The sequence below is a fragment of the Candidatus Nitrosopumilus salarius BD31 genome, assembly GCF_000242875.2.
In the GTDB taxonomy this organism is placed as follows: domain Archaea; phylum Thermoproteota; class Nitrososphaeria; order Nitrososphaerales; family Nitrosopumilaceae; genus Nitrosopumilus; species Nitrosopumilus salarius.
In genome coordinates, this window is the sequence record NZ_AEXL02000072.1 from 1 (window position 1) to 6402 (window position 6402).

Here is a 6402-nt window from a genome sequence, read left to right on the forward strand (position 1 = left end):
TCATTTTCTTTTATTAATTTAAAAACAATATTTTGATTTGTAATTTACTACTGAGAGGGTCACTACTCCTCTCAGATAGGTATCCCTTTGGGGGACATGTTTTTGAAGGGATGCTAAAGTATTACAATTTGAGTATAAAAGCAAAAGGATTTTGAAGATTATTGTTGACCTTCAATTCCCATCAATGTCAAAGTTGATCTAATTTTTGGGATCTTCCTAATCTTCCAAGTAATGGTTTCACGTAGTGCTTCTACCTGACCCGATTCAACCTTAGCCAAGATATCATAGGCTCCAAATGTCCCATGTACTTCAACAACTCCTTCAACGGATTTCAATTCTGAGATTACTGCTTCTTCAGAACCAAGCTCACAGTTTATGAGAACATAAGCTGTTGCCAACTAAAATGCAGCTCCTAATTTCATACTTTAAATCCTATTTTGAAATATATAAGAATAGTCAAATTCAGTTAAAAATTTAACATAGATTTTGGCATTACGATAAACAAATGTAAATAAATTTGTGAGAATACAATAAATCTCTATGACGTGTAAGCGTTATTCATAATTTTCTCCAGTTCTTCAATATTTTTTGAGATTGTAATTTTTGAGCGAAGTTTTGAACCGCCGTACATACCCTTTGTAAATCGCATAGCTTGACTCTTGATATTGGCAAATTTGATTTTATATTGACTTGTAAGGTGCAAATAATCAAAAAATGAATCCAATCTATCCTTGAAAGAATATTCTCTGTAAGAATTGGTTTTAAGATAATCATTAATTTGCTCAAACAAAAACGGATTTCCCATTGCACCACGACCTATCATTACATAATCGCAGCCAGTCTCATCAATCATGGTTTTAGCATCTTCAGGAGTTGTAATATCGCCATTTCCAACAACTGGAATACTAGAAATTTCTTTAAGTTCTTTAATCAATGCCCAATCTGCATTTCCAGAGTAGCCTTGACTGACAGTTCTTGGATGAAGAGTGATCATTTGGATTCCTTCATCTTCAGCAATTTCGGCAATATCTCTAAAAAGGAATTTACTGGCAGTTGTTACACCAGAACGGATCTTGAGAGTTACAGGTTTTTTTACAGCATTAACAAGCGTGTTAAATATTTGCTGAGTTAGATTAACTTCTTGTAAAAGAGCACCTCCAGCCATTTGTTGAGTAATATGAGGTGCAGGACAACCCATATTGTAATCGATTATATCAAAAAAAGGTTCCACAATTTTTGCAGCTTTTTCTAATGCAATAAGATCAGAGCCAAACAACTGAACAGATAATGGGCGTTCTTGTTCTGAATATTCAATGAATTCTTGTATTGTTTGCATATTTTCTTTGAGTTGGCTTTCTTTTGCTACAATACTGTGAATGTTGGTAAATTCTGTAACAACAAGACCAGCTCCCATTTGTTTACATTGTAATCGAAGTGCAGGATCACTCACTCCAGCCATAGGAGCTAAAAATGCTCTACTTGAAAATTTTGGTAGCATAATTTAATTTTATAATCTGAATATATTTAGTATTTTAAAAACAGGTCTTATGGATCTGGGCAGCCGTCAGTATCTCTGTCACCATCATAATCTTCAGGATCAAGTGGACATAGATCTTCATCGTTAATGATGCCATCTAGATCATCGTCGTGTACGAATCTTTGTTGTTCTGGGGCAGTATCTGGGCAGCCGTCATGATCATTGTATTTATTCCATGTCTCAGGATTCATTGGACATGAATCAATAGCATCATAGTAACCATCACCGTCAGAATCAGGTCTTGTAGGAATTGTAGATTCTGCTGCAAAAACATCTGGGCAACCGTCCCAATCTAAATATCCATTAAAGTTCTCTTGCTCATCAACACATGCATCCCATCTGTCATCTATTCCATCACCATCAATGTCAGCAAAACTATACGATGGGATGGAAGAACCGGTTGTATCAGGGCAACCATCCTCATCTTGAAAATGGTTGTAAGTTTCAGGTTGATTTGGACATGCATCAGAAATATCTATAATGCCGTCTCTGTCAGAATCAAGTGTTGGGCTAAAGTTGTCTGGGCAGCCGTCTTCATCTTGGAAGCCATTGAATGTTTCTGGTCGGTTTGGACACAAGTCTAGATTATCAATTATACCATCACCGTCTGAATCAGATGCAAGTTTATTGTTAGAAATCGAATCTGGGCAGCCGTCTTCATCTTGGAATCTATTGTAAGTTTCTCTAGATTGAGGACATTGATCTATATTATCTGGAATACCATCAAAGTCTGAATCACCAAATGAATCATAGGCTATAGAATCTGGGCAGCCGTCTTCATCTTGGAAGCCATTATATCTTTCAGCAATTGTCGGACATGAATCAAAAATATCAGGAATTAGATCATAATCAATATCAGATAATGCAGATTTTGAAATTCCCGGCACATCAGGGCAACCATCTTTATCCAGATAACCATTATAGTTTTCAGGTTCATCAACACATGCATCCCATCTGTCATCTATTCCATCACCATCAATGTCAGGAAATAGATAAGATGAAACAATAGAGTCGTTTGCATCTGGGCAGCCGTCACCATCTTTGAAGAAATTATAAGTTTCAGGTTCTAGTGGACATGCATCAGATGTATTCAATATTCCATCCATATCAGAATCAAGTGTGGAATCAAAACTATCAGGACAACCATCTGAATCTAAAAATCCATTATAAGTTTCTGGTTGGTTTGGACAATGATCCAAGTTATCAACAATTCTATCGCCGTCTGAATCATAAGTAACTGAATTATTTGCAACTAAATCAGGACAGCCATCTTCATCTTGGAATTTATTGTAAGTTTCTTTAGAATAAGGGCATATGTCAAATTGATTTAAAATTCCATCTCCATCAGTATCACCTGAAATTGAAAGTTCAATTTCATCAGGACAGCCATCTTCATCTTGGAATTTATTAAAATTTTCACGCTCTAATGGACATGCATCAACAGAATCAAGAATACTATCATAATCAGAATCAACTAAACCATTAGAAGCTGAACCAAGTACATCAACACATCCGTCCCAGTCCAGATATCCATTATAATTTTCAGGTTCGTTTAAACATTGATCCCATCTATCATCAATACCGTCACCGTCGGTATCTGGGAATATGTATTTTGAATCTAGTACATCAACACTATCAGGACAACCGTCTTCATCCAAGTAAAAATTGTAAGTTTCAGGTTCTGTCACACATGCATCCACATTATCAGAAATTCCATCTCTATCAGTATCTCTTAGACTTGCGGCATCATCAGGACAACCGTCTTTGTCATCAATACCGTTGAATGTTTCGGGTCTGTTTGGACACAAATCCATGTAATCTGGATATCCATCACCGTCTGAATCTGCAATGGTGTTTGGTCCAGAAGGAGCCAAATCAGGACAACCATCTTCATCTTGGAATTTATTGTAAGTCTCTTTTACAGTTGGACAGTTATCTATGTGATCTTGGATACCGTCATAATCAACATCATACCATGGAACAAAGTCTGCGGGACAACCGTCAATGTTGTTGCCATATTGTGGATCATAGTCTTCTAGAAGATGAGGGCAGTAATCCAGATTATTTGGAATTCCATCACCGTCTGAATCAATTGCTTCATTAGCAAAAACTCCGCTTGGAAGCATTCCAATTGTAGCGGTAAGTAAAATCAAAAATCCTAAAAGATATTGTCTTTTCATTCTCTGACTCCGCTATTATTTGGTATTTATTAAGTCTCACGTTAAATAGATTCTTTCAATAGAATTAGAAATTCTCAAAAAGAGGTCTTATGGATCTGGGCAGCCGTCAGTATCTCTGTCACCATCATAATCTTCAGGATCAAGTGGACATAGATCTTCATCGTTAATGATGCCATCTAGATCATCGTCGTGTACGAATCTTTGTTGTTCTGGGGCAGTGTCAGGACAGCCATCCCAGTCTAGATATTTATTCCAAGTTTCTGGGCTTGTTGGACATGAATCAATTACATCTGGATAACCATCATTATCCGAATCAGCATATGTTGGTGTAGTTGATTGTGCACCGAGTACATCAGGACATCCATCCCAGTCTAGATAATCATTATAGTTTTCAGGTTCGGTAATGCATGAATCCCATCTGTCTTCAATTCCGTCACCGTCAGTGTCTGGGAATTGATATTGTGAAGTTAGTGTATCTGCATTATCAGGACAGCCATCTTCATCTTGGAATCTATTGTAAGTTTCAGGTTCTAGAGGACATTGATCAAGTATATCTGGAATACCATCACTATCAGTATCTAAATTAGATGATTGTTTATCAGGACAGCCATCTTCATCTTGGAAGCCATTGAATGTTTCTGGTTGGTTTGGACACAAATCGATGTTATCAATTATACCGTCACCGTCTGAATCAAAAGCAAACTTGTTATCTGCTACATAGTCTGGACAACCATCCAAATCTAGGAATTTATTGTAAGTTTCTTTAGCAAGAGGACACTGGTCTACATCATCAAAGATACCGTCACCGTCTGAATCACCAACTGCTAGATAATCAATACTATCAGGACAGCCATCTTCATCTTGGAAGTCGTTGTATCTTTCAGCTATTGTTGGACACTGATCTAAATGATCTGGAATACCATCATAATCAGCATCTAGCATGTTACCAGCTGTTGTTCCTTCAACGTCAGGACATCCATCCCAGTCTAGATAATCATTATAGTTTTCAGGTTCGGTAATGCATGAATCCCATCTGTCTTCAATTCCGTCACCGTCAGTGTCTGGGAATTGATATTGTGAAGTTAGTGTATCTGCATTATCTGGACAACCATCTTCATCTTGGAATCTATTGTAAGTTTCAGGTTCTAGAGGACATTGATCAAGTACATCTGGAATACCATCGAAATCTCTATCAGATGTAGAACTTTTATCAGGACAGCCATCTTTGTCTAAAAATCCATTGAATGTTTCTGGTTGGTTTGGACACAAATCGATGTTATCAATTATACCGTCACCGTCTGAATCAAAAGCAAACTTGTTATCTGCTACATAGTCTGGACAACCATCCAAATCTAGGAATTTATTGTAAGTTTCAGGACTAAAAGGACAAGAATCATTCTGATCCAAAATACCATCTCCGTCAGCATCTCCAGTAATCATATACTGTAATACATCTGGACAACCATCTGTATCTTGGAATTTGTTATAGTTTTCACGTTCTTGTGGACAATTATCAACATCATCTGGAATACCATCATAATCAGCATCTAGTATTTCTAATGAAGTAGCACCTGGTACATCAGGACAACCATCCCAATCTAGATAATCATTATAGTTTTCAGGTTCGGTAATGCATGAATCCCATCTGTCTTCAATTCCGTCACCGTCAGTGTCTGGGAATTGATATTGTGAAGTTAGTGTATCTGCATTATCTGGACAACCATCTTCATCTTGGAATCTATTGTAAGTTTCAGGTTCTAGAGGACATTGATCAAGAGTATCAGAAATTCCATCTCTATCAGTATCTCTGATGGCAGTATCATTATCAGGACAACCATCTTTGTCATCAATACCGTTGAATGTTTCGGGTCTGTTTGGACACAAATCCATGTAATCTGGATATCCATCACCATCTGAATCTGCAATGGTGTTTGGTCCAGAAGGAGCCAAATCTGGACAACCATCTTCATCTTGGAATCTATTGTAAGTCTCTTTTACAGTTGGACAGTTATCTATGTGGTCTTCAACACCATCATAATCAGCATCATACCATGGAACAAAGTCTGCGGGACAACCGTCAATGTTGTTGCCATATTGTGGATCATAATCTTCTAGAAGATGAGGGCATTGATCTACATTATCTGGTACTCCATCACCGTCTGAATCAATTACCTTAGCGGCATGTACTCCACCTGGAAGCATTCCAATTGTGGCGGTAAGTAAAATCAAAAATCCTAAAAGGTATTGTCTTTTCATTTTCAAATACACCTATGGGTCAGGACATCCATCGGTATCTCTGTCACCATCATAATCTTCTGGTTCAAGTGGACACAAATCATTTTCATTAATAATACCATCTAAATCAGCATCATGTTTGTATCTTGATTGTTCAGGTGCAATGTCAGGGCAACCGTCATCATCAAGGTATTTGTTCCAGTTTTCTTTTTCATTTATACACAAATCAACATCATCGTATATTCCATCTCCGTCAGAATCAATTCTAAGATTTCCAACTGGTACAGTGTCAGGACAACCGTCATAATCAACATATCTGTTCCAAACTTCACTTTGTTTAGGACACATATCCATCACATCTGGAACGCCATCACCATCAGAATCAGGTTGTGTATTATCAACATCAGGACAACCGTCATCGTCTTGGAAGCCATTATAGTTTTCAGCAAC

General features: G+C 37.3%; 4 protein-coding genes and 1 pseudogene. All 5 read right to left on the bottom strand.

Translation table 11 applies throughout. The features are described 5' to 3' along the window. Positions 1-158 precede the first annotated feature (158 nt). Complete coding sequence (locus BD31_RS03170) at positions 159-398, bottom strand: Lrp/AsnC family transcriptional regulator (protein ID WP_008298485.1); 240 nt, start codon at positions 396-398, stop codon at positions 159-161. 140 nt (positions 399-538) lie between these two features. Beyond that, on the bottom strand, positions 539-1498 hold the full coding sequence (gene dusB, locus BD31_RS03175; RefSeq protein ID WP_008298481.1) for a tRNA dihydrouridine synthase DusB: 960 nt from the start codon (positions 1496-1498) through the stop codon (positions 539-541). A 47-nt stretch (positions 1499-1545) separates the two neighbouring features. Then, positions 1546-3717, bottom strand: a complete 2172-nt coding sequence (locus tag BD31_RS03180; protein ID WP_008298483.1) for a thrombospondin type 3 repeat-containing protein — start codon at positions 3715-3717, stop codon at positions 1546-1548. A gap of 87 nt (positions 3718-3804) precedes the next feature. After that, entirely contained in the window at positions 3805-5973 is a 2169-nt protein-coding gene (locus BD31_RS03185) for a thrombospondin type 3 repeat-containing protein (RefSeq protein ID WP_008298479.1), read from the bottom strand. 12 nt (positions 5974-5985) lie between these two features. Beyond that, positions 5986-6402: pseudogene (locus BD31_RS03190) on the bottom strand (thrombospondin type 3 repeat-containing protein); the annotation flags it as partial.

Bases quoted from the DNA above. Each gene is read 5' to 3' on its own strand.
- dusB (WP_008298481.1), bottom strand. From the start codon at position 1,498: ATGCTACCAAAATTTTCAAGTAGAGCATTTTTAGCTCCTATGGCTGGA.
- BD31_RS03180 (WP_008298483.1), bottom strand. From the start codon at position 3,717: ATGAAAAGACAATATCTTTTAGGATTTTTGATTTTACTTACCGCTACA.
- BD31_RS03185 (WP_008298479.1), bottom strand. From the start codon at position 5,973: ATGAAAAGACAATACCTTTTAGGATTTTTGATTTTACTTACCGCCACA.